This is a genomic window from Pseudoalteromonas phenolica (genome assembly GCF_005886345.1).
Taxonomy (GTDB): Bacteria; Pseudomonadota; Gammaproteobacteria; order Enterobacterales; family Alteromonadaceae; genus Pseudoalteromonas; species Pseudoalteromonas phenolica_A.
The window spans coordinates 1-24633 of record NZ_PNEC01000004.1 but is presented as its reverse complement, the minus strand read 5'-3'; the positions used below and the strand labels follow the sequence as shown (position 1 = coordinate 24633).

25 protein-coding genes are annotated in these 24633 nt (G+C 38.3%); 14 read left to right on the top strand and 11 right to left on the bottom strand.

Annotation, left to right across the window (positions count from 1 at the left end; all coding sequences use genetic code 11):
• Window positions 1–132: 132 nt before the first annotated feature.
• From CWB72_RS02220 to CWB72_RS02200, 5 genes are all read left to right on the top strand, one after another.
• Window positions 133–999 carry an AraC family transcriptional regulator gene (locus CWB72_RS02220; RefSeq protein ID WP_138628929.1) on the top strand — a complete coding sequence of 289 codons (867 nt, stop codon included), beginning with the start codon at window positions 133–135 and terminating at the stop codon, window positions 997–999.
• Between the two features lie 220 nt (window positions 1000–1219).
• Window positions 1220–1426 carry a hypothetical protein gene (locus CWB72_RS02215; protein WP_138628927.1) on the top strand — a complete coding sequence of 69 codons (207 nt, stop codon included), beginning with the start codon at window positions 1220–1222 and terminating at the stop codon, window positions 1424–1426.
• Window positions 1427–1579: 153 nt separating this feature from the next.
• Window positions 1580–2707 carry a helix-turn-helix domain-containing protein gene (locus tag CWB72_RS02210; RefSeq protein WP_138628925.1) on the top strand — a complete coding sequence of 376 codons (1128 nt, stop codon included), beginning with the start codon at window positions 1580–1582 and terminating at the stop codon, window positions 2705–2707.
• A 130-nt stretch (window positions 2708–2837) separates the two neighbouring features.
• A complete protein-coding gene (locus CWB72_RS02205; protein WP_212747866.1) occupies window positions 2838–3299 on the top strand; it encodes an ABA4-like family protein in 462 nt (153 codons plus the stop codon).
• A gap of 238 nt (window positions 3300–3537) precedes the next feature.
• Window positions 3538–4161, top strand: coding sequence for a hypothetical protein (locus CWB72_RS02200; protein WP_171037200.1), 624 nt, complete (start codon window positions 3538–3540; stop codon window positions 4159–4161).
• 357 nt (window positions 4162–4518) lie between these two features.
• On the opposite strand, the gene CWB72_RS02195 is transcribed toward CWB72_RS02200, so the two are convergent.
• Window positions 4519–5385, bottom strand: coding sequence for a pirin family protein (locus CWB72_RS02195; protein ID WP_138628921.1), 867 nt, complete (start codon window positions 5383–5385; stop codon window positions 4519–4521).
• Between the two features lie 116 nt (window positions 5386–5501).
• Here CWB72_RS02195 and CWB72_RS02190 point away from each other — a divergent pair, with 116 nt between their 5' ends.
• From CWB72_RS02190 to CWB72_RS02180, 3 genes are all read left to right on the top strand, one after another.
• A complete protein-coding gene (locus CWB72_RS02190; RefSeq protein WP_138628920.1) occupies window positions 5502–6407 on the top strand; it encodes a LysR substrate-binding domain-containing protein in 906 nt (301 codons plus the stop codon).
• Window positions 6408–6576: 169 nt separating this feature from the next.
• Window positions 6577–7425 (top strand): HAD family hydrolase, encoded by an 849-nt coding sequence (locus tag CWB72_RS02185; protein WP_171037199.1) that lies wholly within the window; start codon window positions 6577–6579, stop codon window positions 7423–7425.
• A 119-nt stretch (window positions 7426–7544) separates the two neighbouring features.
• Window positions 7545–9284 carry a hypothetical protein gene (locus CWB72_RS02180; protein ID WP_138628916.1) on the top strand — a complete coding sequence of 580 codons (1740 nt, stop codon included), beginning with the start codon at window positions 7545–7547 and terminating at the stop codon, window positions 9282–9284.
• A 130-nt stretch (window positions 9285–9414) separates the two neighbouring features.
• Here CWB72_RS02180 and CWB72_RS02175 read toward each other — a convergent pair whose 3' ends face one another.
• Window positions 9415–10185, bottom strand: a complete 771-nt coding sequence (locus CWB72_RS02175) for a DUF4097 family beta strand repeat-containing protein (RefSeq protein ID WP_138628914.1) — start codon at window positions 10183–10185, stop codon at window positions 9415–9417.
• 437 nt (window positions 10186–10622) lie between these two features.
• Window positions 10623–11000 (bottom strand): MerR family transcriptional regulator, encoded by a 378-nt coding sequence (locus CWB72_RS02170; protein WP_138628912.1) that lies wholly within the window; start codon window positions 10998–11000, stop codon window positions 10623–10625.
• 58 nt (window positions 11001–11058) lie between these two features.
• Here CWB72_RS02170 and CWB72_RS02165 point away from each other — a divergent pair, with 58 nt between their 5' ends.
• Window positions 11059–11910: an alpha/beta hydrolase family protein gene (locus tag CWB72_RS02165; RefSeq protein WP_138628910.1), complete on the top strand. Its 852-nt coding sequence runs from the start codon at window positions 11059–11061 to the stop codon at window positions 11908–11910.
• Window positions 11911–11967: 57 nt separating this feature from the next.
• Here CWB72_RS02165 and ppiC read toward each other — a convergent pair whose 3' ends face one another.
• The 4 genes from ppiC to CWB72_RS20485 form a co-directional block, all read right to left on the bottom strand.
• Entirely contained in the window at window positions 11968–12246 is a 279-nt protein-coding gene (gene ppiC / locus CWB72_RS02160; protein WP_138568714.1) for a peptidylprolyl isomerase PpiC, read from the bottom strand.
• A gap of 406 nt (window positions 12247–12652) precedes the next feature.
• Window positions 12653–13867 (bottom strand): hypothetical protein, encoded by a 1215-nt coding sequence (locus CWB72_RS02155; RefSeq protein ID WP_138628908.1) that lies wholly within the window; start codon window positions 13865–13867, stop codon window positions 12653–12655.
• Window positions 13868–14334: 467 nt separating this feature from the next.
• Window positions 14335–14889, bottom strand: a complete 555-nt coding sequence (locus tag CWB72_RS02150; protein ID WP_212747865.1) for a hypothetical protein — start codon at window positions 14887–14889, stop codon at window positions 14335–14337.
• A 529-nt stretch (window positions 14890–15418) separates the two neighbouring features.
• Window positions 15419–15568 carry a hypothetical protein gene (locus CWB72_RS20485; protein ID WP_165385534.1) on the bottom strand — a complete coding sequence of 50 codons (150 nt, stop codon included), beginning with the start codon at window positions 15566–15568 and terminating at the stop codon, window positions 15419–15421.
• Window positions 15569–15794: 226 nt separating this feature from the next.
• On the opposite strand from CWB72_RS20485, the gene CWB72_RS02140 reads away from it, so the two are divergent.
• On the top strand, window positions 15795–16001 hold the full coding sequence (locus CWB72_RS02140; RefSeq protein ID WP_138628902.1) for an XRE family transcriptional regulator: 207 nt from the start codon (window positions 15795–15797) through the stop codon (window positions 15999–16001).
• Window positions 16002–16098: 97 nt separating this feature from the next.
• On the opposite strand, the gene CWB72_RS02135 is transcribed toward CWB72_RS02140, so the two are convergent.
• Both CWB72_RS02135 and CWB72_RS02130 read right to left on the bottom strand, forming a co-directional pair.
• A complete protein-coding gene (locus CWB72_RS02135) occupies window positions 16099–17331 on the bottom strand; it encodes an aspartyl protease family protein (RefSeq protein ID WP_138628900.1) in 1233 nt (410 codons plus the stop codon).
• Window positions 17332–17383: 52 nt separating this feature from the next.
• The gene (locus tag CWB72_RS02130; protein WP_130255258.1) at window positions 17384–17860 is read right to left on the bottom strand and encodes a MarR family winged helix-turn-helix transcriptional regulator; all 477 of its coding nucleotides are present in this window, start codon (window positions 17858–17860) and stop codon (window positions 17384–17386) included.
• 268 nt (window positions 17861–18128) lie between these two features.
• On the opposite strand from CWB72_RS02130, the gene CWB72_RS02125 reads away from it, so the two are divergent.
• A complete protein-coding gene (locus tag CWB72_RS02125) occupies window positions 18129–18443 on the top strand; it encodes a hypothetical protein (protein ID WP_138568705.1) in 315 nt (104 codons plus the stop codon).
• A gap of 412 nt (window positions 18444–18855) precedes the next feature.
• Here the strand turns inward: CWB72_RS02125 and CWB72_RS02120 are convergent, their stop codons facing one another.
• Window positions 18856–19848, bottom strand: coding sequence for a fatty acid desaturase (locus CWB72_RS02120; RefSeq protein WP_138628898.1), 993 nt, complete (start codon window positions 19846–19848; stop codon window positions 18856–18858).
• A 442-nt stretch (window positions 19849–20290) separates the two neighbouring features.
• A complete protein-coding gene (locus CWB72_RS02115) occupies window positions 20291–20728 on the bottom strand; it encodes an acyl-CoA thioesterase (RefSeq protein ID WP_138628896.1) in 438 nt (145 codons plus the stop codon).
• A gap of 590 nt (window positions 20729–21318) precedes the next feature.
• Between CWB72_RS02115 and CWB72_RS02110 the strand changes: the two genes are divergently transcribed.
• The 3 genes from CWB72_RS02110 to CWB72_RS02100 all read left to right on the top strand — a co-directional run bounded on the left by CWB72_RS02110 (window position 21319) and on the right by CWB72_RS02100 (window position 23760).
• Entirely contained in the window at window positions 21319–21780 is a 462-nt protein-coding gene (locus CWB72_RS02110) for a MarR family winged helix-turn-helix transcriptional regulator (protein WP_138628894.1), read from the top strand.
• 15 nt (window positions 21781–21795) lie between these two features.
• The gene (locus CWB72_RS02105) at window positions 21796–22887 is read left to right on the top strand and encodes a S41 family peptidase (RefSeq protein ID WP_138628892.1); all 1092 of its coding nucleotides are present in this window, start codon (window positions 21796–21798) and stop codon (window positions 22885–22887) included.
• 270 nt (window positions 22888–23157) lie between these two features.
• Entirely contained in the window at window positions 23158–23760 is a 603-nt protein-coding gene (locus tag CWB72_RS02100; protein ID WP_138628890.1) for a hypothetical protein, read from the top strand.
• Window positions 23761–24633: the final 873 nt, after the last annotated feature.

The following is a 24633-nucleotide window of genomic DNA, read 5'->3' as shown; positions in this document are numbered from 1 at the left end:
CTCTAGTTTAAAACTCCCTAAATTTATGTTACCCATAATAAATACAAAAAGTTAGCAAACATTATCAAACGGCTTTGCATTACCTTATCAATGTCGCTGAATAATCACCTTAACTTAGATTTTGAGTGAACCATGAACCATAAACTTGTTACCAAAAATCAGTATGAGCAACGCCTGCTTAGAGTTATCGACTACATCTATGAATATGTGGATGGCGAGCTGGATGTCAATGCACTTGCTGATGTGGCCTGTATGTCTAGTTATCATTTTCATCGGATATACCGTGAATTTGCTGGAGAGACCATCAATGTCACGGTAAGAAGAATGCGGTTATTAAAAGCAGCGGCATATCTAGTACGTAGTGACTTGTCTCAACAGCAAATTGCAAAACAGGTTGGCTATGGCAGTGTTGAAGCCTTTAACCGAGCGTTTAGTAAACACTATCAAGAAACACCAAACCAATATCGTGCAGCAAGAGCTGATAAGCAAGTGACCGTGCTTTATCCAAAATCAGATAAGGAATACAAAACCATGTTCCAAGTTGAACAACAAACAATACCCGCGCTTTCTTTAATCACCATTGATCATAGCGGTGACTATATGCAAATAGGCCAAGCATTTGAGAAGCTTTCAATGATGACTGGCAAACTAGACTTAATCAACGATAAAACACGATTTTTTGGTATTTACTACGATGACCCTAAAACCGTTAAAGCAGACGAGTTAAGGTCAAAAGCCTGTATTACGGTTGATTTAACTGCCCTGCCAAAAGAGCATGAATTTGAAGTCATGAACATTCCCGCTTCTAACTCTGTGTCTTTGCTATTTAAGGGAGATTACCCTGAACTTGAAAAACCTTATGACTGGTTGTTTGGTGAATATTTACCGAATAGTCAATATCAATTAAAAGACTTTCCGCCGTTTGAAGAGTACTTAAACGATCTGCGAGAAGTAGCGCCGCAAGACCTGCTTACACGTATTTATTGCTTGGTAGACTAATCATTAAACTAGGGTGTTAGATTAAGCAAACACCCTTACTTCCCCTTCATTAATGAAGCTTCTAAACTCATCGACATTCAAGAGGCTTCAATACCTCATCAGCAAACCAAGCACCCAATAAAGAAAATAAACATTTACAAATAAGTAACATTCTATAATGTCAGCCTAGAGTGCTTAAAAAGCACTCAAAACTTATATTAATAAATGAAAGGAAATCAAAATGATTAAAACAACTTTAGTCGCACTAACAACCTTATTTGTCGCTTCTATGTCGCCAGTTTCAGAAGCTCGCACTGCAACTTATGTATTTTGTGAAAAAGGTGGAAAACTCGCTTGGTCTGAAGAACATTACAACTCGCGTTCTGCTCAGGCTGCTTACTACCGCTGTGAGAATGAAGACGGCTCACCGCGCATTGTATATTTCTAATTTCTCCAATATTACTTAGAAATCACTTTTAAAGGGGGAACTCCCCCTTTTAATAACTAAATATACTAAAACGAGCTTAACCTACTTATTCAATACGATTTTGTAGGGTATATTTTAAAAATAGCCTACAAACTTATTGATTATTTGTGCATTGTGGATAATTTAATTCAAATATTATTTGCCATTGGTGGGATCCAAGGTTTAATTCTTGCGACTCTACTTTGTATTGATAAAACCAGTAACACACCTAACAAACTATTAGGTATTACGTGCCTGCTCTTAGCATTATGCTTTTTAATTCCCTTTGCATTCAATGCGACTCAAGACACTTTTTTATATCAACTTAAAAATTGGGTGCTTTTTGTTCCTGCCTCGTTCGGCGCACTTAATTTCTTATATTATCGTCATGCCCTTAGTGATAAACCACTCACTTGGCATGCGAGTTTGTACTTTATCCCCTTTGCTCTTTGCTACTTAATTAATTTGGACTGGCTAACTGAACCTTCGCATCTCATGGTGACCCAATATTTAAATGGCCAAATTGACACACCTTTAAATGTGAATATAGGCATCACGCTGATGTTTGTTCAAGCAATCGCATTTAACTCTTACAGTGCTTGGTATATTTATCGTATTCAAGTCACGGCTCAAGATAATCTTACTAACTTTGACCCTGATATATTCCGCTGGCTATGGACTTGTTTGCTTTTTACATTATCAATTTGGAGCTTAAAACTTTTCGCCGAGTATAGTAATGTGAAAGCTTACTCTAATTGGGCTGATGCCTTAATAGTATTGTTCATTTATAGCGTTGCCATCGCACAGTGGCGAAACCCAACATTATTTAGAGTATTACCGTCAGAGAAAAGAGGCGAAGAACTGGCTCAAAACAAAATTGATATAATTCAGAATACTAAACAAACTTCATACGCGCTCGACCTCGAAACCCGCGCAAATTTATTGGAACTAACCAATAATTATATGAAAGAACAAAAACCTTTCCTGAATCCAAATTTAACCTTGAATGACTTAGCAAATGCGCTGGGCATAAGTACTCATCATCTTTCAGAAGTACTTAATCAGGAGGCAGGAAAGAACTTTTATAATTACATAAATCAATACCGCATAGAGCTAGTGCTCGAGAAATTAAAGCAACAAGGCAATAGTAAAATACTCGACCTTGCTTTTGATTCAGGTTTTTCATCTAAAAGTACATTTAATGCTGTATTTAAACTTTTTGTTGGTCAGACACCCACTCAATTCAAAAAATCTCTTCAATAGAAACAAAGACTTGCTGACTTTAAAGTCCGACTCGTTCTAGCTGGACGTCTAACTTATCCGCTTCGGACGCCTGCCTATAAAAATATGGCTTCAATGTTGAGGTGTTTATAACAATTAATTGGATACAGTTATGGAAGGTTACTTATTTAACGGTGCAATTTCAGTAGAAGCGCTTTTTTCATTCAGCTCACAATTAGCCATGCTCGGCTGGGTAATACTCATTTTTTTCCCTAGAAAGTTAAAATTACTCAATAGCATTCCACAATACATCATTCCTCTGTTGCTAAGTTTTACTTACGCAATACTGATGCTCATTTACTTTTTTAATGCGCCCGGTGGCTTTAGCTCATTTAAAGCAGTACAAATCTTATTTGAAACTGACAGCTTACTACTTGCTGGGTGGCTACATTTTTTAGCATTTGATTTATTTATTGGCGCCTGGATAGCCAGAAAAGCGGACGATATCGGCATGTCTAGACTTTTTCAAGCACCTATCTTATTTGCAACCTTCATGCTAGGCCCTTTAGGACTAGGGCTATTTATCTTTATACGCGCGTTATTTGTTACTTCAAAGGGTCCTATTCATGCTTAAATTAACATTACCACTATTACAGGATATTCGCTCAAATCAAGCATTAGATTTAAATACAAAAATTGATAAAACAACAAGCTTATTTGTTTTTTGCACTGTTTTTACATTGGTGACAATACCAATATTGCTCAGTGCGAACCTACTTGACCTACGTATGCTTGATGGTATGCCTATCTGGCATAAGCCTTTAAGGTTTGCATTTTCATTGATGCTGCATTTTTTGACTTTAAGTCTGCTAATGAAATTAGTAATACCAAAAATGCGCGAAGCTAAACGTATAAAATGGGTGGCTTATGCAGCTGTTATGTCACTGTGGTTTGAGCTCAGCTATATTATTATTCAAGCCGCAAAAGGCAGACGCTCGCATTTCAACTTTGAAACTCCAATAGAAAATGCCCTGTATGGATTAATGGGCATAGGTGCATTTTTCCTAGTTTTAATTTCATTTTTAGTTGGCATTATGATCTGGCGATATGGTTATAAAGATCATTCAGGGCTCAGGTATGGAGCAATTATCGGCTTAATTGCCGGCTCGGTGCTGACGCTCATTTTTGCAGGCTTTATGTCAACTGATCCCACTTATATTAAGCAAAAACTGACACTTGAAGCTTCGGTTATTCCATATTTAGGTTGGTCTAAAGTAACTGGTGATTATAAGCCTGCACATTTTGTTGCCACCCACATGATGCAACTCCTCCCCCTAATAGGCATGTGGCTAGATAAAGCAAAGCTTGGCAACAAGCTTAGTAATCTTATGGGAAAGAAAAATGCTACCGTGCTCTTCGCTTTTATATTTATAACATTGGCATTCGCTCTGTTTGCCCAAGCCCTTTATGGCATTCCTTTTATTAAGAGCCGATAGTGGCAAAGGTTAGTGAAAAACCAGACAAAACATCATGAGTTTGAAGTGGCGAACAACCGCACTTCTAACTCACTGCCTTTATTAAAAATTTATCAAAAGCATGAAATATCTTTTAAATGATGGTTAGTGAATATTGACCCATTAGCCAATATCAATTAAAGACTCTCACGGTTTAAAGCGCCCTTGAATAACTTACGTGAATGTCATTTCTATACCTACAGTTTCAGAAACTCGTACTAGAAACTATGTTTTTTTGTGACAAAGGTGGCTCACCGAGTATAGGGTATTTCTAAATTCATATACTCAGTTGTTTAGTAATGGCACAAGGGGAGTAAACTCCCCTTTGTAACGAATGAGCTAAACAATACTACCCAACTCACCCGCTTCATACTTAACCACAACATCATCAATTTCTTGTTGCGTTGTCATAGCAAATGGACCTTGTTGAACAAAGGATTCTTTGATTGGCTCACCCGACATCACCACAAAGTGACTTTGTTTAGACGCTGTACCTCTCACAGTTAATTGTTGTAACTGCTCAAAAGTGAGTGCAATTGATGACCCTTGCTTTAAGCTTGCCCAATAACCACCTAACTGATACTCAATATCACCCTCAACGGCATATAACCATGTATTAAATCCACTTTGTACTTGATGAATAAACTGGGCTTGGTTATCAGCATAACCATCTAAAATAGTCACAGGCCAAACGGCACTGTCTTGTGAAGAGTGACCATTACTTTCTCCTAATACCAAACGAACTCTATAACCTAGCCCTTCAAGAGTTGGCATGTCTCCTCGTTTTATATGTAATGAACTTGGTGCAGCATGTTTTAGCTTGGCAGGTAGATTTACAAAAACCTGTAATCCATGAATTTTAGCGCCCGGTCTTGGCGCTTCATCATGAATTGCGCCGCTACCGGCATTGAGCCAATATAAATCACCCGCTTCAATATCAAAGTCATTACCCAACGAATCACGGTTATTGAACTTTCCCTCAGAGTCTTCAAACAGTACAGATACCGCTGAGATGCCAGCATGCGGATGTGCGCCAAAGGTCGGTATTGTCATCGTATAATGATCCGCCATGATCAAGGGGTCCATCACACCGTTAAATTGTTTATGGCGAAAACCTAAACCGGTAAAGCCTTCGCCAATATTAAGTGGGTTACCTATCACAGGTGAGAAATCAATTGTTTCATTTTTGTTTTCATAAGTCGTCATTTTGCTATTTCCTGTTGAATTATTTGCGTTGAAATAACTATAACAACTTGGAATTGGCACAAAAACAGACAATAATCGAACTCATCGTTCCATATTTAGAACAGCTCAAGTTGTTCATGAAACTAGATCTCAATGACTATTACTACTTCGTGCACGTCGTAGAAAAGCAAGGTTACACGGCTGCGGCTGCCGCACTGCAAATGCCAAAATCTCGGTTGAGCAGACATGTCGCACAGCTTGAAGCCCGCCTTGGTGTTAGACTGCTGCAACGCACTTCTCGACATGTCGCGGTGACACAAGAAGGTCAGCAATTCTATGAATATGCTCGCAAGCTCGTAGATGCCATGGAGCTGGCTGAATCTGCCATGAAGAATGCCCAAGGAGAATTCTCTGGCAAAGCTGTGATCAGCTGCTCCACGGGGGTTGCTCAATATGCTCTGGGGGAGTTATTGACTGAGTTCGCCGAGCAACATCCGCAGGTACAAATAGAGCAGCGCGTTTCAAACAGCATGACCAACCTGATCGCAGAAGGCGTCGACTTAGCAATTCGAGGCCACAGCACCGACCTACCCGACTCAAGCTTGATCCAACGTTCTATTGCGCGAGTCGACTGGCCATTATTCGCCTCTCCCGCTCTGTTAGAAAAAATGACACCATTAAGGGATGCTACCGACTTGGCTCACCTCAACTTCTTAAAGGTCGGTCGGTTTAATCAAGCGAACACCATTAGACTCATTGATGATAAAGGCCAAAACACATCACAAACGGTGATAGCCAAACTTTGCTCTGAAGATATGAGCACACTCAAACGCGCAGCCGTTGCAGGGCTTGGTGTTACCTCACTGCCAAATTATGTCTGTAAGTCAGAACTTAAAAGCGGAGAGCTTGTTCGTGTATTGCCTGAATATCTAACACAAGCAGCGAATTTAAGTTTAGTGATGCCATCAAGACTCGGTGTTCCCGCCCACATTAAAGCATTAGCCGATTTTATTCGTGACAAGCTACCCAGTGTGATGAATTGATAACTAAAACTAAGTAAAAGCTCTGTCATAATCTTTAGAGATACTTTTAACTGTTGCTATTAGACAGTGACTTCATTCACCTAGCAATGATCTATGTTAGGCTTTTACATGTAGAAACTTATATCAACACAGAATATGTTCTTTGATATTTCAACCTAGGATCCTCAGCTTGAATATACATACCCAGCAAGAAATAAAACAACTCGTCGTATTTGATCTTGATAGAACTTTACTCAACAAACACTCACAACTGTCTCCATTTACGCTTAAAACCCTTCGCGAAATGGACAAGAGAGGCATTCACTATACCATTGCCACAGGCAGAAGTTTTTTATCTGCAGAAGACATCATTAAAGGTCATACTTTTTCTTTGCCACAAGTTTATACCAATGGTGTTGTTACTTGGTGTCCGACACAGCAGCGCTTTAGCTTTGATAATTGTTTAGGTCTTGATGAAACCCTAGCAGCCACTGAAATTATGGCATCGAACTCTGCACACCCATTTGTTAATGCACTTAACGACCAAGGAGAACGCATTGTTTTTCACGGCGAATATAAAAACCAATTTGAACAAGCATTACTTGAGCAATTTGGGTTATCAGCAAAAACGCGCATGTTGCCTTTAGCTAGACTAAATCACGAATTTCAAATTACCAATATCAGTATGATTGGCCCCCGTGACGAAATTATTTCTGCCCACAACACCATTGAAAAACTCAACCATTTAATCGCTTATTCTGGGCAAGCCATAGAGCATGAGGCGTACCGCTGGATAGATGTTCATCATGCAAAAGCCACCAAAGGTACTGCAATCGCTAAATTAAAAGAATTGCTCAATATTGAATCAATCATTTGTTTTGGTGATGGTGACAACGATTTAAGTATGTTCGAAATTGCAGACGAATGTTACGCACCAGAGAATGCCAATATTGAAAATAAACAAGCCGCTACGGCTGTGATTGGTCATCATAACGAAGATGGCGTTGCAAAGTTTTTAACTGAAAGGTTTTCCCTTTAAAAAGAGAAAATCTTAGCAGCAAAAAATCTATGTAACTTTATATTTTTACTACTTAGTGACTGAAAACCCTGTTACTCTAAATAGGACTTGGATAATAATAATTCTTATGGAGTAAGAATATGAAAAAACTACTTTTAGCAACCGTTACTGGCGCAGCGGTTGCCTCTGGCGCTTACCTCGTCTCTAATCAAAATGAGTCATACACATCTTTACCCCAGCTCGATTACGTGCCTGCTGACACGGTATTTTTTTGGTCACAGCTAGAAGGCTTTCCATATCTGAAATACTTAGATGTATTGCCCTCTGCGTTTAAAAATACCCACCAAGTTGATGAATTACTTAAAGTAATGGAACAAGGTTCTCCTTCAAGTAATGAGTTGTTTTTTATCAACCTTTTCAAAGCTTACTCAAACAGTCTTAACTCGTCAGCTGACTTTGCTAACACTTGGGGCGCCGATAATGAGTTTAAATTAATTGGTTACTCTGTAGGTCTTTTACCCGTTGCTCGCGCACAACTGGCCAATGTTGACACCTTTTTACAAACGGTAAAAAGCGCGGCTGACAATGCAGGGATTCGCTATGAGACATCTCAGCTTGAAGGTCTACCTGTTACACGTTTCGTTATTGAACAAGGCAGTGAGAAAGTCCTCGATCTGGTGGTATCTACAAAAGGAAACTGGGTTACGGTTACCGCTGATACCCCATTTAATACTGAAAATGATTTAAAAATTGCGCTTGCTGCCACGCAACCTACAAAAGCACTTAGCCAAACGGGCCGAATTGAGCAATACATTCAAGACTATCAGCTAGATGGCCACTCTGTGGGTTACCTAGACACAACTTTACTGGTTGATGCGATTACCGCAAAAGATCCACAAAGTAATACCACAAAAATGCTTGATAGCCTGTTAGCCTTATCTGGGAATCAAGATGCATTAAACATGGTTAGAAACCCTGAATGTCAAAAAGACTTTTCTGATATGGCCAGTAACTGGCCAGCCATCGTCTCAGGCACACAAAGCATCGATATTACTAGCCAGTATGCAGATGTAAAAGTGTCAACTGTGTTTGCATCGAATGACAACAAAGTGCTTGATGCCATTAGTAAAACTCGAGGCTTCTTACCTGCACATACAAAAAACATTGGTAGTGCAATGGTATCGCTGGCTTACGGTGTAGATGCTTCGCAAATATCGCCTATGGTCAATACTGTTTGGGCACGCTTTGCTTCAGCTGAGTTTTCTTGTCAGCCATTAGTGGCTGCACAAGCACAAAGTAAAGACGCTAATCCAGCAGCATTAGCCATGATGACCGGTATGCTTGGCTCTTTGAAAGGTATGAGCCTTAGCGTATTAGACATGGACATTATTGAGCATGCTGAAAATCCTGGCATGCCAGATTTTAAGTCGTTAGATTTACTACTAACAGTATCTGCCGATGATGTCGAAGCGCTATTTAACATTGCGAAAAGCTTCGCGCCTCAGTTTGCTAGTCTGACTTTACCTGAAGATGGGTCAGCCATTGAAATGAATGAATACCTGCCACCTGGTTTAGAGCTCAACGCTTCACTTTATCTAGCACTTAAAGGTCAACACCTTGCTTTATATACCGGTGAACTGGGTGAAAAATTTGCTAATAGCCTGACTGAGCAAACAGTTGAAGCAAATGGCTTTATGGCATTTTCTATTGATAGTAATAAGTTCTTTAAAAGCTTAATTAAAGCTGCAGAAATTGCTGGTGAAGAAATGCCTGAAGAGTTTGAAAGATTCATCGGCCAAAATACACAAATGCAGATCAACCTAGATGTCGCGGACAAAGGCATTGTGACTGATGCTGAAATTGTGATTAAAAAGCTGTAATTAACGTATTCAATCAAACCTCATAACAATGCCCCTTACACTCAGAGCGTAAGGGGCATTTTGATTTAACCTGTTCCCACATGCTCTAAATTACGAAGAACATGCGGGGTTATTTTTTCTTAAATAACAATTACAGGTTTTTAATACGAATTGAGCCATTATTGCTCGATAGGCTTACTTTTGTTTTACCTGAGCCAATTTCACCTGATAGCGTTTTACGATTCGAACGACTTTTATCTACCTCTAAACCAAAATTATTGCTGATTGAGCCATTATTCGATCGTGCTTTAATACTGGCATCAATCGAATCAGGGAAATAAACAGTGATTGAACCATTTCGTGACTCAACCTCAACGTCAGAAAGTTCAGATAGGTTATCAGCATAAGATAACTTCACAGAGCCGTTATTACTTTCAATACGGGTGTTGCCAGCAAGCCCTGTCGCCACTAGGCTGCCATTATTTAAAGAAGCGTTAACAGCTCCCGTTACTCCTTTGATAGATAGCGAACCATTATTTAGTTCCACATCATCTAATTCAATGTGTGCAGGCGCATTAATGAAATAATCAACCTTGGCATAACCGCTATTATTCCAGCCAAACTGCCTAGCAAAGTGAGTTTCGATATCAATGGTATTGCCTCTTTGTGAAAGCTCAACCTCAACCCTTTCCCTACCTTCCTTGTCTTTACTGTAGATAGTTGCGGTTATATGTACCTCATCCTTGCTCCATGCTTCAATTTCTACTTTGCCGTTGGTATTTTCGATTTGTAATTGCGTGTCTGTATCTGCAGAGAAAGTCTTCTCCACAGTTTCAGTGTAACGTTGACCGTTATGGGCAAATACACTGGCAGAAGTCAGTGCACAAAGCGCTAATGCTAAAGTTGGTTTAAATAAATTCATGGTATTTCCTTTCTCTTAATCACCTGTCTTAACCAATAAGACGCAACCCGTGAAGGAAAGGTTTAAAAGTGCAAAATATACGTTGCGAAGCAAGGTTATTTTGCGCAAGGGCGACGAGCGACCGAAACGAAGTTTCGCAGCGCGAGGAGGTGAGGGTATGGATACCCTATGGGCGTAGCTACATGGATGTAATTCAGCACTGCTCTTAAACTTTTCATTTACAGTGCGTGCAGCAAGACTAGCGTTGAGCGTGAGGCCAAATCGTGCAAAATACACCTTGCGGAGCAAGATTAGTTTTGCGCAAGGTGAATTTAGCCGTTTTAAAAAGTGCCAAGATATTCTCAGGCTACATGGATGTAATTCAACACCAATTTATTTTTCAACATTACTTTTGCGTTCATGAAACAATCAATTCCTACAATCGCGAGCTTATTCCTTCACTTTCCGGATAATTTCTTTAGCTGTGCTCTATACTCACAACTTCCCTCTAACGTCTCTCTGATGTGTACTTTAAATTCATACAACTGTTTAATTTTATTATCAATTTCTTGTTCTTTTAGCTTTAAGAAACTACTCATTTCAGACATAGTCAGTTGCCTTGAGAATAATAAAGCGGCCAATTGCTTGATTTCTTCAAGCGTAAAGCCAAGCCCTTTTGCATGCTTGATCAAACTTAGTTGCTCAACATGGGTATCAGTATAATTTTTATATCCATTTAAGCCTTTCTCTACGTTCGTTAATAACCCCAACTTTTCATAAAAACGAACCGTATCTTTACTTAGACCTGTTTTTAAACATATTGCCTTAATTCTCATAACCCCTCTTGACCATGGAGTGCACTCTACGGTTTATGATAAAAATAAAGGCGCTAATATGAAAACAAATTTCACAATTACTTGTACTAATGATCAAAAGCTTACTGCCGTTAAATACAACCCAAATAACATAAATAATAAAAAGCTCGTAGTGATTAACTCAGCGTTAGGCGTCAAACAATCTTTTTATGAACCTTTGCCGACGTACCTAACGAAACATGGGTTTACTGTCATAACCTGGGACCCAAGAGGTATAGGGTTATCAAGCCAAAAAAATATTAAAAATGACCGTGCAAAGTTAAGAGAGTGGGGGCAAATAGACTTAACTGCACCTCTAGATAAAATCGTCGAAAAACAATGGACTGATTGGCACAACATCACACTAATAGGTCATAGCGCAGGCGGTCATTTAATTGGCTTGTGTCCTCGTATAAAGCAGATTAAAAAGGTCATTTTGATTTGCTCAGGCACGTGCGCTTGGCATTTATATCCAACAATCCACCAGCCTAAGATGTTATTTGCATGGTGTGTTCTTTTTCCGTTTTTATATAAAACCATTGGCTATGTACCAGATCAGTTTGGCCTTGGTCATGCACTACCAAAAGGTATCGCTAAAGATTGGAGGAAGTGGAGCTTAAATAAAAACTACCTATTTGGAGATAACAGTCTTGGGGAGCATTTCTACGCAAGTTATAAAGGCCAAATAGAAGCGATTGGTTTTAGTGATGATTACGGGTTTTCACCTAAAAAAACCATTTACGATTTAGTAGAACGCTTCACCCTAGCCCATTCAAAAATAGAGATTTTTAAGCCCTGTGAGTTTAATAGAAAATCAATTGGCCACTTCGGAGTCTTCAAAGCAAGCAATGAACACATGTGGCAAAAGCTCATACTTAGTAAACTTACTTAAATCAGTATCAAGATGAGAAAATGAAATCAGTTAGCGGAGTTTAACTCCGCTGACTGATTAGGTACGATAAAGCACTTTGATCACGTGCCAACCAAACTTAGTTTTAACCAACTGTGGCGTTAATACTTCACAAGAAAAGCAGACTTTATCAAACTGCGGCACCATAGTTCCGCGCCTGAACTCACCTAAGTCACCGCCTTTTTTGCCTGTTGGGCAAGTTGAGTGTTTTTTGGCTAAGGTTTGGAACTTAGCGCCTTTTTTTAACTGTTTAAGAATGTCTTCTGCTTGCTCTTTGTGCTTTACCAGAATATGTAAAGCGTGCGCTGTACTGGCCATACTACCTATACTCACTGCTAAATTGTTGCACTTTTAATGAGGGTAATAATACATGAATACGCAGCATATTATGAGGTATCGATATAAATTTTAAGAAGCCAACTGAACCGCCGAGAATTTCTTCTATAGACCTACTGTTATATATAACCATGAAATTAAGCTCTGACTTCACGACTAGTATTGCTTGACTAGTTGCTGGCATGAAATTGCCTGCAGCAATAGCTGTTGCACCACCCAGAATTTTAGAGTTTAAATTGAAATACTGTATCTGTGCTCTGTGTATTCAAATAGTCGAGATAATGAAATCAGTATCTAAAAGCTCTCTTTTTTTCCTGTCTTCAGTTTAAGTAATATTTAAAAACAAAAAGGGACTATTGAATATGCCCCTTTTAAATCCTAACTCATCTTACTGCTTAATTAGATTACCTGAATAAATTGCATCTTCGTAAGTAAGAAACTCGGCCTTCCAGCCCTTATAGGTAAAGCCTGTTGTTTCTCCATCTATAACTTCAACAGCATTTCTATTTAAGAGCCTTAGTGAGTGAAGCGAATCTCCTTCCTTAATTTTGAAAAATGTCCATGGCGTAAAAAGGGCCAAAGTTGAATCTTTAACAAGCAGCTTTGCTCTAGAAAGTGTCCATTGCTCTAATAAGTTAACTTCATAACTACCTAAACTAAGTTGCTGCATACACCCTGTCAGATAGCTAGCCTTCCTATTTTTATCAACCAATTTAGTCATTTTACTTTTGTTATTCTTAATAAACTCACCTAAATCGCTATCAAATTGATAACATGGGTTGTTACTTGGTACACCAAGATTTTTTGGCCAATCCCCTATTGTTAAACCATCCAATGAATGAGTAGCGCCACTATTTGAGTAAGACAATTTAGTAAAATCAAACACTTTAAATGTGCTTTCAAGGTCTTTAATATCTTTTTCGGTTAGGCGAGCAAAATTATTTAAACTATATGTTGCTCCGCTATTAACCATAGCATCCGGCGTACCTACAAACTCCAACATATTCCCTAATGAGGTAGGAATTAAATTGTTAGAATATTGATATCCAATAAATGTGTCATTCTTAAATAGGAAAGCATGTTTACGGCCTAACAACGTTAAAAAATAGGTCTCGTTAATAGGAATATATACAGTAAATCGACCATAGCGCTGTTGCATCTCACTATAACTAGACCCTAGCTTTGAACCCAATGCACTGTCTTTAGTTATTAAATTGTCAGTAACTTTCAGAAATTCAGGTGCTTCAGGAAAAATTTCATCTCGGTTACTAGAGGTAACTATGAGTTTATCTATGGTTGCTTGGGTCAATAGAGCAGTAGAAGTACAAGATTCAACTTCTTCAAGCGTTAAACTGGCTGAACTTGGAAACATTTGTTTAGGTGAATATTTAACTTCAAAACTTTTAACTCTTATTCCTTGTTCATAATTTTTTGCTACTTTGTTCCCTTTGTAAACCAAAGTACTTTTTAAATTTTCTATAATCGCTTGCTCGTTATAGAGCTTAGGTATGTTTAGATAAAATTGCTCAAGAACGATATCATTTTGATTTTCTTTAGGCGTACATTTACTTTCTTTTAAAAATAAGTTTCCCTCAGGGAACATAGTTTTAGAGTAAGTAACAAAGGGTAAAAAAGTAATAAAATTGAAAGGTATCGCACAAAACTTCCTTATTATTGATTATTTATTTCCAGAAATGATATCGCTTTTGCGATATCAACAATAGTAAAATAATGAGGTTAGTAACCTAAATACCCACATGTTCAGCACTTATTAGTAGTCAAACTTGAGTTACATACTTAAGCTCTAAACAATTCCAAGCCATAAATTTCTGTTCATCATTAACTCGTACCTTGATCGCACAGGTTTACGTTCGTATTAAAAAATAAACTTTGAAATCAATAAATGAGAGTACGCCACAAACTCTGTAAGCAATCACAACAAACAAAAAAATGTGTAATACATGCGTCGTACTGGCCATATTATCTCGATCTACGACTTAAAATTAACTCTAAGAATATAACGTATTATAACGAAAAATCATGACCACACTAACCTATGATTGTTCAGTGTTACTTAGTAAATAGCCCAAAAGGAATCACAATGCCAAACTGAGAAACCGTACCTCTTTCCAACGATAAAAATACGTCTACATTCACACCAATACCAATATATCTACCCACTGTGGCTGAAGCATGAAAAGGGAAACCAAAAGTTCCACCTTCTTTTAAGTCACATTTTTGAGAGGTACCAAACCAACTTTTTTCATAATCCGTGCAGTTTTCTGACCATGACCCATTGCCATAACCCAAACCAAGACCTACTTCAGCATAACCCCAATTAAAAGGTGCAGAGATAAACTTTGATACACCATACACTCTATACTCAGTATCAAGTTTTTTTAAAGTTGCTCTGTTATAGTCTGCAGGACCCAAAAATTTATCTTCTGTATACCTAGAATGAATAAGAGACCACCCCGTATTACCATCTCTAGCTTTGAGTTTAAATGTACTTCCTTCCACTAAACTAGTGCTCAATTCTAGCCAATAACGGTCATATTCAGCATGAGAAGTCACTGAGAATGTAAGTAGGCTAATCAAAAAAAAGATTTTTTTCATACGTTCCATAGTCTTAATGTTTGTATTTGTAGGTGATGCACTTAGATATAACCACATTTAAAACGTAGCCCTATGTTGATATTTGATAACTGCCCCCTAAATATTTTTATAAAATATGCAGCGACTGTTAACGTTCGAGAATATAGCAATTTAACTAAATCAGGTCCAACTATTCTATACTGATTAAGGTAGGTTTTGATCTGATTATCGACAGCATCGTATTGAAGCATAAATTAAGATCTAACTATTATGCGTATCCGCCATAAACTTTGTGGGCAATGCCAACAAGCTAAAAGTGTAATGTATCGGTGCCGATTTGATGGTAATGTGGCGTGGCAATTTGTTTGCGGACCATGCTTGCTACAAATTAAGAAACTGCATACTGAAACGTATCAATATGGTGGCACTTGGAAAGCTCGAAAAAAGTAATAGTAACTTAAAAGAAAGCTTTAATATTTATGAATATTTAGAGACTCAGCTACAAACAAAGTGAACTTAAAGTTAAGTTCACTTTGAAACTTATTCTTCCACTTCTAATTTAGCATAAACGTGTAGTACAATTTTGGTAAGAGCACCAAACATCACGAGATACCCAACCACCAGCAACTTGCTTAGTTGCATCAGATGGAATGCGAACCGAGTCTTTTGATAACGTTTTCAGCTTCTTCTTGTTTAGATTAAGTTTCATTTTTGATTTCCTTATTTAGTTTATTTGCTCCAATGAGCAAGACAACATTAACCATAGATGCTCAAATTATCAACACATCACCTTTATCTAGCACAATGATAAGCAACGTACAGTGCTCTCTTTTATAGATGTGACAATTGTCAGCATGAATTGATGACAATTGGCAACTGCTCTCTCGCACCTTATTTGCCACAATAATCACATCAGCTCATTAAAGGACAGCACCATGAACATCATCAAACATTTTGTTGAATACAGCTTAAGACATTTACCTATGCTTATTGTTCTAACACTTATTAATTTATTTACTGCGCCTGATTATTTATGGGTACTATGGGTGGCCTTATTTACAATGATTGGCTTTTTTAATGAAGCAGATTTCACTGGCCGAAAACGCTTTAGTTCGCGCAGAAGTTATAAACGCCACTGGTAAAGCAGCTGCACCTCTTTATTAAAAGCCGAGGTTTTAAAATATTTTTAAAAATACAACTCGGCTTTTTAGATGAACTTACTGAATAGACTTAAATTACTTACAACCTTGAAGAGAGCACCAGCTCACCACACTGCTTTGAACCCGCGCGCTGCCAGCATATTGGCAACTTAACCAACTCGCTGGAGAATAAAGCTCGTAGCTGATCAAAATTATGTTCTGTAACGGCACTACGGTTAATATGAGTAATAATATCACCCGGTAATAATGATAATTTGCTCGCGCCTGAGCGACTAGCAACATCAATCACCACACCACCGTGAATATGAGGCTCCATGTTTAAGCCACTGCGATCTATCGGTGTTGTTAACGTTGTTTTTTTTGCTTTCCTAAATGCGATTTTTTCAGATTGATAGTCAAAGATCACATCATATTTACGCAATAAACCACTGCCTAACAGCCCCACCCCATAGTCGTCTGAAAAATGCCCTACATCATGAGAAGTCACATCTGAAAATTCTGTATTGGCGAACTCAAAATAAGGAAGTCGGCCTGTCTTTATTTGACTCGCCCCTTCGAAGTGCTTCATGTTTCCTAAGAAATGCTTTTCCGGAAAACTTACATTCTCCACCAACTGACTATTAATATAAATATAATCTGGAGCACCTGTATCTAGCACAAAAAACTGACTCTCTTTTTGATCATCATTATTTTTCAGTGACGCCTCAATATAAGGAATATTGCCTTTGATCATGATTGGTAAAACTAGCAAATCACTCGACAGTTTTTCGAGGTCATGCTTTTTATAAAAAATCACTTTTTGATTTTGATAGTCTATTTTTGTCACATACTGCTTAAGTACATCGTAACCAATTGCACCATCAAAATAAGCCTCTTCAAAACTGTTAAACAAGGGCGACTGCTCTAAGGGGACATGTACAATCGTCAGATTTTCAATGGTGATACCTGATACTGATACCTTTGCATCATTGATTAAGTTCACTGTACTTCCAGGTAAATCGAGAGTGGTATCAACGTTTAGTGACATACTTTTGCTTCTTAGGGTCTCAAATAGCACTGTCGCCGATGCACCTGAGTCCAAAGCTAATTTCAAACCAGCCTGACCATTTATCGAAGTCTCAATAATGATGTGTCCATCATACCAAGTAAAAGGTACCTCAATTTTATCGGCTTTATTTGACCATGTGTGCTCAGCAAAAGGGTTGCCTGTTTGTAAGTTAACAATGCTTTTACTAATACAACCTAATGTAAGCATTGAAAATAAACAAACCAGTACTGTAGTTTTAATTCTCTGAATAATGTTGGGTATCATGCTGCCGCCTTATTAGATTTTATCGTACATTTATATGTAACCAATACTTAAGCTACTCGCCTGCTAACCGGGATTTTAAGGGGTTTGCAACAAGCGCAAGCTCTGCGCTGCGGATCACTTTGGTTAAACTGCAATCCAGTTCAGCTTCTAAACTGTCAAAGGCACTTTTTAACTGTTGAGTAAGCGGTGTAAGCAAAGCGGCTTCTTGCTTCCCTAGCTCTGTTAAAACGATTTTCTTCGCCCGCTTATCTTCTTGATCTTCTACACGCTGCAATAACTTTAATTTCTCTAAAGCGTTTATGCGCTGCGTTGCCATTTGGTGGCTAACACCTAACGCATCAGCCAAAGCAGCAACCGTCACGTCTTTCTCATTGGCTAAAAATAGTATGCTAGAGATAGCGGTTGTAGGTGTAACGAGTTGCGCTTCTTGCAAAATCACACTGGCCTGCTCAATGATCAGATCTGATAACCGACGTGAGAAGTGGGCTAAATATTCATTTCCCAAGCTTTCAAAGTATTTTTCTTTCATTAGCAATCACATTTATACAAGTACTTGTATAAATTACAAGTGAGACCAATTTAAATGCGCCACACTACACTTCACCCCAAAATTAAAAGTGAGGCCGTCTTGTATTTAACATCACAATAAATTGACGTTTAGAGTTCAACTAACTTCTCACTTATTTAAAAAGCCTCCTATTTTCAAGGAATACAGGGAGATATAAAGAAGCTACCTAGCTTGGTTTAAAAAATGCATACACAACAAACCCGAAAACTCACTTAGGCATGACATCACAATGGATCAAAACGAAAATACAATTTATGTCTTAAGCGGATATGCTAAATGTGCAACTGCCAACAACAGTAAATACAAACTTGGTAATAAACATTCAATAGGCTTACTAACCACAGATGAAAACTATCAAGACAACATCAATAAGCATGAAACTTTCATTAAAAATTTAGGCTGGGATTCTATTTCTTTCTGTATGGTTGAAGAAGTTGCCGACATAAACACTTTGTCTAATGATGTTTTAATCTCAAGCTTTATCCGCGCCAAACAAAACGGCCAATCTTTAGTGGTAAATGACCTACCAATCATCGTGCATTAAATCGTGCAGAGGGTTAATGACAGAGAGCGAAGCGAGCACATTCTCTTTGCGCAAGGTGAAACAAGCAAGTTTAGCAACCGTTGAGCTCTTCTCAATCTAAGCAAGGTTATTTTGCGCAAGCTGAAATAAGCAACTATAAAAATTGATACAGCCAACACCAGTGAAGCTGATTTACTTTTGCGCGGGGTCAACCAGCGCCTACAAGCTAAACCTTTACCCCCACTGTAGGCGCCTACTTTATGTCGCGCTTTTTGACCCTTACGCAAATACAAAACCTGTCATCCTGACGAAGGTCAGGATCTATAAACTCGAATTAGACCCTGAAATAAATTCAGGGTGACGAGTGTCTGAAATGCAGCTTTTTAGCACTATGCATTTCTGCGCGATGTAACCCTGCGCCAACAAACCAACCTTACCCTTTCTCAAAATATCGATTCGCATGCTTTAAGCTCTGCAAATCATTAAAGCGCACACCATGCTCAGCCATAATCGGCTGTACTTTCTTGCTAATTAACTGGCGAATATAAAAAGGCTGATTCGGTACAAAGTGATGAATAGTATGCGTTCGGCCAAAATCAAAACAGAACAGCTGAAAAGGCAAAAACCAGCGGCTGCTAATCACATGCGTTTGCTCTAACAAGTTAGTCACGCCACCGTAGTAATGCATTGAAGAAGTCACAAAGTTCAGCGACGTTGAGCGGATCATGTTTGGCACAATCAGTACTACCATTAAAAACTCAGCCACTGCTAATATATCCGCTCCCCAAAGAGGCACTTTGAACGGCTGAATAAATTGCACTACATGATAAGCAATTACGCCATATAAGGTCGCAAAGTAAGCCGAGGTGATCGGAAAACCGGCATTAAACACCTGTAGGAACTTAAAGCCTTTAATCTCTTTGCTAAAACGCTTGGAGTTAATCAGTAAACCGAGCAATCCATCGACAATCACCACTGCTCTTAAAAATGGCGACTGAATGCCATTACCGACTAAGCGCTCTTCTAAATCTTGCTCAGTGCCAGACACTTTGTGATGGTGTAGGTGAATTTGTCTACGATACCAAGGATTAACCGTATTCGGTCGCATCAGCCATACCGTCAACATCATAAAATTATGTATAAACGGTCGATTACTAAAATACTGTTTGTGAATTAGATCATGTTCTAACTCATGGGAAATAGACGTGATTAAAGCCGCTAAAATAATACATAACCACGCAGGAATAAGTGCAATGTAATACAGCATACCAACGCCAATGAGTGAAAACAGTGACAGCAACATAATTGTCATCGCAATGCTATTTTGCTGGTTAAGAATAGGAAAACGGACTCGAAGAGATTGCTCTTCGGCTTTAATCGCAGTCACAATGCTTTTTATGTTCTGCTTCGCGGTTAATTTTGACATTAAAAATATAACTAACTTCTTGGTGCCAAGATCATATCGTAAAGGCAACATTCCCTCGACTAAATACGGTGGAATATAGTGCAAAATACACTTTGAAGGTGTAAAGGGTTTATGACTGCGAGCGCAGCGAGTACATTCTCTTTGCGCAATGTGAAATAAGCAATTTTAATAATTGGTAAAGCCGACTAGTGACCACAAAAATATATGGAATATTTTTGAACTGCGAAATGAGCTATTTTAAAAACTGCTGAACCTGCATCTAGCTAGTAGGTGCAAAGGGTTTATGACTGCAAGCGCAGCGAGTACATTCTCTACTCAATCGGAACTGCGCTATTTTCAAATCTACTGAATCCAAAGCGAAGCTACTCAGTCTGAAGAGATGGGAACAAGGATACCTAATGAGCAAAGCTCAATAAGTAACCCCTTCCTCCACCAACAAAACCTACTGAGCAACATCCATCTCATACTGCTTAAGTATGGCCAGCATATTCTCAGGAATTGGCGACTTTTGTCCGGTTTTCATATTAAACATCACCACATTCGCATAGCCCGTTGTACAGATTGCTTGTTGCGACTCGCTAAACGCTTCATAACGCATAGTAAAACGATCTTCTTTAATATCGGTGATGTATGAACCAATGTACAAGGTATCGGGAAAAGTCACTGGGCGCTTATATTGCGCATAAGTGTCGCGTAACACTGGGCTATGTGTCGGCTCAGATAAAACAGATAACAACCCAGTTTGTTGTAAAAAGTCGATCCGCGCGGTTTCAAAATAGCGGAAATACGACACATTGTTCACATGCCCCAACGCATCCATTTCACCCCACACCACCTTTACCTTAGTGGTGATTGCGAACTTCTCAAAAAATCCCTGCATGATGTAGCCTTTTTATGGTTATTTGTTTTAGAATAAAAAACTCATCGTACCAGTATAATGGTGCAAAATAAATCTTGCGAAGCAAGGTTACTTTTGCGCAAGGTGAAATGAATTATTTTAAAAACTGCTGAGACTGCATCTAACTGTAACTCAGACAAAAATTAAAGACTGTGAGTGCAGCGATTACATTCGCTTGGCACAAGGCTGACAAATTAATATAAGAATGAATGGAATATTTTTGAACTGCGAAGCCGAGTGAAAAGATTTTTGGGACTAAGAAATGACTAAAAACTAATATGAATTAATAAGTAAAACTATAAACAACCTTACTTTTATAGCAATTTTAAGATTAACAAGTTTCAAAACTAAAAAAACGCCCTGAACAAGGCGTATTATTTTAAAACTGTTTATCACTCAACACCCTATTTTCTTATTACCTTATAACTTCCACAAAACTTAAACTATGGCATTATGACCAGATCAAACTCATTATCCATTAATATTTTGTAACAATTTAAAACTTACCACTTTACATAAGCGCTTATATATTATTTTACATAAGCACTTATACATTATGATATCAGTACAATATGAAACGAACATTGGGCACCACACTTCGCCATCTTATAGAGCTGTTAGATGGCTCAGTAGAACAAGTCTATAGTGACTTTGGTCTTGACTACAAACCGCGGTTCACACCTATTATGCGCACCCTTGCAAAAATAGAAGTTATCTCAGTGAGCGAACTTGCAAAAGAAGCAGGAATTACACAACCAGCAGCGACACAAACAATCCAAGCAATGGCGAAAAAAGGGCTTGTAACAATTTCGGTGAACAAAAAAGATAGCCGACAGAAGCAAATAAGCCTCTCAAAGCAAGGCAGTGCAATGATGTTACAACTCGAAAGATGTTGGCAAGCAACAGCCATTGCAGCAGAAACTTTGGACAATGAATTACAGACGCCATTAACTGTTTTGGCAGAAGAGGCAATTCAGGCCCTAGAAAAAAAATCATTTCTCTCACGGATAAAAAAAGCACATCAACAGCTATAAAAAAAGGTAAATATTATGGAACACATAAAAAGCAACAAACCGGCAGGGAAGTTACTATTCCCTGCATTATTATTGTCCTCCATGGCTTTTAACGGCTTTGCAAAAACAGTTAAAGGTCAAGATGAATTAGTATTAAATTGTGCTTCTGAAAATGTGCAAAAAGAAGTACTTGATGCGCTGCATAAAAAATTGGTAAGTGAATATATTTTTCCTAAAAAAGCCAATGCTTTTAAAAAACATATGCAAAGCCCTAAGGCCCAAAAAGCACTTAACGAAGTTAAAAACTGTGACGCATTGGTAAATACAGTTAACCAATGGTTAGCTGAAATAACCGCTGATAAGCACTTACATGTAACCTTTAGCCCATTTGAAATACCTGAAGATACACCTGAGTCTAAGGCTCAATTTTCAAAGCAAAAAGATGCATTTATGCGTTCTCTTAATTATGGATTTGAACAAGTTCAGCGGCTACCGTTTAATATTGGCTACGTTAATTTAATACTGTTTTCAGATATAGAAAAAGGCGGGCCACAACTTGCGTCAACAATGAACCTATTGCGCTATACCGATGCTCTAATAATCGATTTAAGAGAAAGCCGAGGTGGCGAGCCAGCTATGGTAGACTTAATTGCGAGTTACTTATTAAATGAGCGCACAAATACAAGTAACATCTATTATCGAAATGAAAACCGCACCGAAGAGCGCTTCACGACGGTTAATGTAACAGGCAATCATTACGGGCAACAGCGTCCATTGTATATTTTAACCAGCAAAGATACGTTTTCAGCTGCAGAAGATTTAGCATATACCTTAAAACATCTGAACAGAGCTACAATCATTGGCGAAGTAACAGGTGGCGGAGCGCATCCTGGTGAAGTAATAAAGCTGACAAATCATTTTGAAGGGTTTATTCCAAATGGCCGCTCAATTAACCCTGTTACTAAGACCAACTGGGAGGGTGTAGGCGTTCAACCGCATATAAAAACCTCTGCTGACAATGCACTCAATACAGCACAAAGAGAGATTTTAATAACATTAAAAAACAGCGAAGTTAATCTTACTCGAGCAAACCGGATGCAAAAACGCATTGATCGCTTAAAACTGTAAAGCAAATTAATGGGGTCATCCATTGGTCCCATAATCACGTTGCTATAGCAATTAATAAGTGCTCAATAATTTTAAAGAGAAGAGAAAACCGCCTTATCAATAGCTCAGGTGTTCATTACTAAAAACTGATGAGAAAGACTAAAAAGTCTGGCTACTTCAGAGTTATAGCGTGACTTGCCGAAATAGCCCGTAGACAAGCGTTTAACTGAAAATCTTCACCAATTTGATCAAATACATTTGATAAGTAGTGTTTTCGTGTAATTAAGTGAAATGTACAAAAAATGCTTATACACTAGTGTGTTAAGGGCAATAGCAAAAGTCCCTTTACTAAATGCTGCCGTACAAATTGGCATAGGAATAGCCTGCCAAGGTGCTGCTGCATGTCTTGCGATTTATAATGGTGCACAAACATACGCTGTAACAGGAAGCGCAAAAGCAGCACTTACATCAGCAGCGATTTCCTATGCGTCAGCACAAGTATTTCAGAAAATAGGTGGACAATTTACTAAAACCACAGGTGGTTTTTTTGATGCTGGGGTTAAAAATGGGTTCCGCCATATTGTCTCTCATGCATTAGCTGGTGGAGTGATATCAAAAGTCCAAGGTGGAAAGTTTGGGCATGGGTTCTTTAGTGCTGGTTTAACAAAAGGTTTAACTCCTCACTTTGAAGGTATCGGTGGTTTTGATGTTGGTGGATATAATCCTGCCGAAGCTATAGTTGCGAGTATATTAGGCGGAACGATCTCGAAAGCAACTGGTGGTAAATTTGGCAATGCTGCCATGACAGCGGCAATGGCGAATTTGTTTAATAATCAGAGGACGAGGTTGGAGAATTTAGAAAAAATGCAAATAAGTTTGTTAAGAAAGGTGTAGACGGTAAACAAACTACGATGGTGTTAAGAGGGAATAGTAAAATAGAACAAACTCTTAATGGAGCAATTCAAGAGCATGTTTGGGGGCGTCCAGTTAGTGCATGTCCAGTTGGCGCAGTTACTGTGTGTACAATGAGTTTATTTCTTGGGCGAGAAATTCCAAGCGAACTAAAAACAGTTGTTCATACAACTTTAGATGGGACAACGAAGATAATCGGAGCTGTGTGTGAGCGAAACTAATTTAGTTCCAGCCCCTGTTGAGTTTACAGTAAATTTTGCATCGGCTACTTGGAATGTCTCTACTGCACATTATATTTGTGAGTTAGCATGTTCCGCGAAGAATTCATTAGGAAGTTATAAATGATTTATATTATTAGAATTTACCAAGTGTTGTTTCTTTATCTATTATTAGATCGAGCTAAACTGACCATAATTTATGGATATGGTGATGTTTCTATGCTATTGGCATATTGCTTCTTTGTTGTTTTATATTTACTTTTCGATCTAAAAGATAATTTATGGTTTGGCATTACTTCACTTGCTTCATTGTCTATTTACCAAGCCATACCATACTTTATTTATTCTAGTTCATCATATGAAGGTACTGTTACTGGGCAGCTAATTCTTCTTGCATTAGTAGCTGGTTTCTACGGACCCGCGTTCGGCTTGGTTTTTTTCAAAATACGAAGAAATAAAAACTAACAGGGTCAGGTCTTGTATTGCATTGTGCAATATCACAAAGGTTAACGATTTTGATTAGTAAGCCTTTTTCATGATTTTGACAATTCAGGTTCCATGTATTTATAAGAATTATTTATTTTCCAGCATAAAAATATTAAGTCAAAATAAGAAAATAACGGGGTCAGGTCTTGCA

What these genes read in the sequence shown, in the direction of transcription:
- CWB72_RS02220 (WP_138628929.1), top strand. Translation starts at nt 133, where the DNA reads ATGAACCATAAACTTGTTACCAAAAATCAGTATGAGCAACGCCTGCTT.
- CWB72_RS02215 (WP_138628927.1), top strand. Translation starts at nt 1,220, where the DNA reads ATGATTAAAACAACTTTAGTCGCACTAACAACCTTATTTGTCGCTTCT.
- CWB72_RS02205 (WP_212747866.1), top strand. Translation starts at nt 2,838, where the DNA reads ATGGAAGGTTACTTATTTAACGGTGCAATTTCAGTAGAAGCGCTTTTT.
- CWB72_RS02200 (WP_171037200.1), top strand. Translation starts at nt 3,538, where the DNA reads ATGAAATTAGTAATACCAAAAATGCGCGAAGCTAAACGTATAAAATGG.
- CWB72_RS02195 (WP_138628921.1), bottom strand. Translation starts at nt 5,385, where the DNA reads ATGACGACTTATGAAAACAAAAATGAAACAATTGATTTCTCACCTGTG.
- CWB72_RS02190 (WP_138628920.1), top strand. Translation starts at nt 5,502, where the DNA reads ATGAAACTAGATCTCAATGACTATTACTACTTCGTGCACGTCGTAGAA.
- CWB72_RS02180 (WP_138628916.1), top strand. Translation starts at nt 7,545, where the DNA reads ATGAAAAAACTACTTTTAGCAACCGTTACTGGCGCAGCGGTTGCCTCT.
- CWB72_RS02175 (WP_138628914.1), bottom strand. Translation starts at nt 10,185, where the DNA reads ATGAATTTATTTAAACCAACTTTAGCATTAGCGCTTTGTGCACTGACT.
- CWB72_RS02170 (WP_138628912.1), bottom strand. Translation starts at nt 11,000, where the DNA reads ATGAGAATTAAGGCAATATGTTTAAAAACAGGTCTAAGTAAAGATACG.
- CWB72_RS02165 (WP_138628910.1), top strand. Translation starts at nt 11,059, where the DNA reads ATGAAAACAAATTTCACAATTACTTGTACTAATGATCAAAAGCTTACT.
- ppiC (WP_138568714.1), bottom strand. Translation starts at nt 12,246, where the DNA reads ATGGCCAGTACAGCGCACGCTTTACATATTCTGGTAAAGCACAAAGAG.
- CWB72_RS02155 (WP_138628908.1), bottom strand. Translation starts at nt 13,867, where the DNA reads ATGTTCCCTGAGGGAAACTTATTTTTAAAAGAAAGTAAATGTACGCCT.
- CWB72_RS02150 (WP_212747865.1), bottom strand. Translation starts at nt 14,889, where the DNA reads ATGGAACGTATGAAAAAAATCTTTTTTTTGATTAGCCTACTTACATTC.
- CWB72_RS20485 (WP_165385534.1), bottom strand. Translation starts at nt 15,568, where the DNA reads ATGAAACTTAATCTAAACAAGAAGAAGCTGAAAACGTTATCAAAAGAC.
- CWB72_RS02140 (WP_138628902.1), top strand. Translation starts at nt 15,795, where the DNA reads ATGAACATCATCAAACATTTTGTTGAATACAGCTTAAGACATTTACCT.
- CWB72_RS02135 (WP_138628900.1), bottom strand. Translation starts at nt 17,331, where the DNA reads ATGATACCCAACATTATTCAGAGAATTAAAACTACAGTACTGGTTTGT.
- CWB72_RS02130 (WP_130255258.1), bottom strand. Translation starts at nt 17,860, where the DNA reads ATGAAAGAAAAATACTTTGAAAGCTTGGGAAATGAATATTTAGCCCAC.
- CWB72_RS02125 (WP_138568705.1), top strand. Translation starts at nt 18,129, where the DNA reads ATGGATCAAAACGAAAATACAATTTATGTCTTAAGCGGATATGCTAAA.
- CWB72_RS02120 (WP_138628898.1), bottom strand. Translation starts at nt 19,848, where the DNA reads ATGTCAAAATTAACCGCGAAGCAGAACATAAAAAGCATTGTGACTGCG.
- CWB72_RS02115 (WP_138628896.1), bottom strand. Translation starts at nt 20,728, where the DNA reads ATGCAGGGATTTTTTGAGAAGTTCGCAATCACCACTAAGGTAAAGGTG.
- CWB72_RS02110 (WP_138628894.1), top strand. Translation starts at nt 21,319, where the DNA reads ATGAAACGAACATTGGGCACCACACTTCGCCATCTTATAGAGCTGTTA.
- CWB72_RS02105 (WP_138628892.1), top strand. Translation starts at nt 21,796, where the DNA reads ATGGAACACATAAAAAGCAACAAACCGGCAGGGAAGTTACTATTCCCT.
- CWB72_RS02100 (WP_138628890.1), top strand. Translation starts at nt 23,158, where the DNA reads ATGTACAAAAAATGCTTATACACTAGTGTGTTAAGGGCAATAGCAAAA.